The sequence below is a fragment of the Methylomagnum sp. genome (assembly GCF_054333355.1).
This window is the reverse complement of sequence record NZ_JBTEKS010000485.1, coordinates 1-2,945: the sequence shown is the minus strand read 5'-3', so window position 1 is coordinate 2,945 and position 2,945 is coordinate 1. Positions and strand designations below refer to the sequence as shown.

Here is a 2,945-nt window from a genome sequence, read left to right as displayed (position 1 = left end):
CTCCAATTGCACGCTGACCCAGCAGGGCCGCTGCACCGCCTGTGGTAGCTGCATCGTGGTGGTGGGCTCCTTGGTGGCCTGGGCCATGGCGAAGAAACGCCGGGGCGATGATTTTTACGTGGATTGATTGAGACCCGTGGAAAACCCGCCCATCCACATCCCCCATCGTTCCCACGCTCCGCGTGGGAATGCATCCCCCACCGCTCTGCGGTCGGTGTCGCCTGCCTATCCGGTGGTTCCCGCCACGATCACCGGCCAACTGGCGACGGGACGCGGAGTCCTTCGACGACGCTCAGGACAGGCGTCCACGGATGCATTCCCACGCGGAGCGTGGGAACGATATGGATGGGTTTGTTTGGCTTCGCTGCTCTGCGTCCTGCCCGCCGCCAGCCAAGCCTGGACCTGGCATGGCTCGCTCCGCGCCAAGGCGCAGGTGGACAACCGCTACACCCACAACGCCCACGGCTTCGGCGAATTGTGGGGGCAAGCGTACTTCGACGCGCCGGAGGAAGACCTGTCCGGTGCCCTCGATTTCGTCGGGCGCACCACCGACTTCGACGGCGGCAATTACGGCAAGCTGTATCAGGGCTTCATCGACAAGGGTTTCGCCGAGATCGACTCGCGGGTGAAGCTGGGCCGTTTCCAGCGCACCGACAACTTAGGCTTTTATTTGGTGGATGGCGGCATGCTGACTTATGCGCCGAAAGGGGAGGCGTGGTCGGTCGAGGTGTACGGCGGTCGCCCCAACCGCATCGACCATGTGCGCTCGGTGAACGGCGAATTCGTGGGCGGCTTCGAGGGCCGGACCCGGCTCACGCCCGGTTGGGGTGACGCCGGGTCGTTCGCCAGCCTGGACACGCTGGATTTGCGCGGCGGCTATCAGCACTTCGAGAACGGTTCGCGGCAAACCAAGGCGACTGATTACCCTGTCGTCGGCACGCCCGCCCTCGATCCCAATGCGGTGCTGAATGGCTCGGGGCTGGGTTACGCCATCCCCAATCCGCCGCCCGCCACCAAGCAGAACACCCGGAGCGGCGTCGACCGGGTGAGCTTCGCCGCCACCGCCGCTGGCGCGTTGCGGCTGACGCCGAAGGGCAAATACGAGTTGAGCGCCCTGGGGACGTTCCGGGCCGACACCGCCCAATTCGAGAACGTGCTGATGAACGCCCAATGGGACGCCTACGATTGGATGCGTTTCCGGGGTTCCTACGAGTACTACCGGCCCCGCGAACCCTACCTGACCTTTCGGGAAAAGTTCTACAGCGCCTACGCCCTCGGTGAGCAGACCTTGGCGCGGGGCCGGGTGCATCTGACGCCCATCGACGGCTTCACCTATTACCTGGGCGGCATGTATGCCACTCGTCAAGGCGACGACGGCTACGGCGGCGACATCGGCGGCAGCTACGCCCTGACGCCCAACCTCACCCTGCTGGGCGAGTTCGACTATCTGGCCCTCGGCCCGGACAACGCCAAAAGCGGCTACGCCAGCGTGATCCACACCCCGGATTCGCGGCTGCAACTGCGCTTCAATAGTGCCCTGCGCTACGAGGAAAAAATCTTGTACGGCGACAACCGGGCGGTGGGAGCGGAGGGCGAGGTGCGCTACATGCTGCGCCGCGACATCATCCTCAACCTGGCCGGCAGCTATATCTGGAATACCCGCCTCCGCGACGAATACCTGGGCGCGGTGCAGGTGATTTACTACTTCGACCCCTTTACCCCCAAGGCGATGTGATGCGGCGGATTGTTGTTTTTATTCTGTCCATCCTGGCGGGCATGATTTTCATGAGCCTGGGATTGTGTCTGGCCGACGACGCCCCCGCCGACAAGAAGGACAAGACCTGGTGGGAGAAGCGCGACGAGCGCCCGGACATCCGCTTCCCGCATAACGCCCATGAGGAAATCCTCAAGGAGGAGGGCGATAGCTGCATGATGTGCCATGGCTTCGGGGCCACTGGCATCACCGACGAAAAGAAGCTCAAGCCGCTGACCACCATCGCCAACGAGCCGTTGAAAGCGGTTTGTCATAGCTGCCATGTGGATGAGAAGCGCGGCCCGTGGCGCTGCAATCTGTGCCATACCGACAAGACCAAGATTTGGCCTGACGACCACAATTTCGGCTACATCGAACACCATGGCGAGGATGGCCACCGCGACGAGAAAGCCTGCCAGGAATGCCATCTCGACATCAATTTCTGCACCAATTGCCATTTGCGCCGGGACACGATGGGCACCGGCTATCACCCGCTGGGCTACCGGACCCTGCATGGCATCGAGTCGCGGATCGACACGCTGAGTTGTGGCCGCTGCCATAACACGCCCTATTGCGATGATTGCCACAGGTCCAGCCGATGATGGGGAAGTGGTTGTTGGAAGCCGCGCATAGGATGGGTGCAGCGCGGCGTAACCCATCATGCCGCCTAGCTCGAGGTGATGGGTTACGCAAGCTCCACCCATCCTATGGGTTGCTCTTCTGCCTGTGGCTGCTGGTTTGCCTCGCCGCCGGTCCCGTGCTGGCCGCTGAGCGGGAAGTCTCCATGGAGTCCGGCAATCTGCTGGTGACGCGCACACACGGCGGCGATGGCTCCGCCTGGGGCAAGGCCAATTGCAAAAGCTGTCACCAGATGATTTCCATTCATCGGAACGCCCCGGCGATCCGCGACGTGGTGAAGCGCGAGGGCTTTGGCACCTGCACCGGCTGCCACGGCAAGAACGGCACCGACCAGCCCCGGCGCTGCACGGTCTGCCACAACAAGACCGACCTGCCGGACAAGCCCATGCTGAGCGGCCATCACCGCCATGATTTCTCCGTCAAGCAGACCTTGCCGCTGAATGACTGGCAATGCGTGGTCTGCCACGCCAAGTCGGACATGGACGGCAGTTTCAAGCTGGACGTGGACCTGACCCCGCTCAAGGACAACCAGGGCGAGCTTTCCCCCTACACC

General features: G+C 63.1%; 3 protein-coding genes. All 3 read left to right on the top strand.

Annotation, left to right across the window (positions count from 1 at the left end; all coding sequences use genetic code 11):
• Positions 1-355: 355 nt before the first annotated feature.
• Positions 356-1,735 carry a hypothetical protein gene (locus ACXWUF_RS21455; protein WP_458496569.1) on the top strand — a complete coding sequence of 460 codons (1,380 nt, stop codon included), beginning with the start codon at positions 356-358 and terminating at the stop codon, positions 1,733-1,735.
• Positions 1,735-2,355, top strand: a complete 621-nt coding sequence (locus tag ACXWUF_RS21450) for a hypothetical protein (RefSeq protein ID WP_458496568.1) — start codon at positions 1,735-1,737, stop codon at positions 2,353-2,355. The genes ACXWUF_RS21455 and ACXWUF_RS21450 overlap by 1 nt, the downstream gene beginning before the upstream one ends.
• Before the next feature lie 110 nt (positions 2,356-2,465).
• A partial coding sequence (locus tag ACXWUF_RS21445; protein WP_458496567.1) for a hypothetical protein occupies positions 2,466-2,945 on the top strand: 480 nt, incomplete at its 3' end.

Excerpts from the sequence above, each read along its gene's own strand:
- ACXWUF_RS21450 (WP_458496568.1), top strand. The coding sequence starts at position 1,735 with ATGCGGCGGATTGTTGTTTTTATTCTGTCCATCCTGGCGGGCATGATT.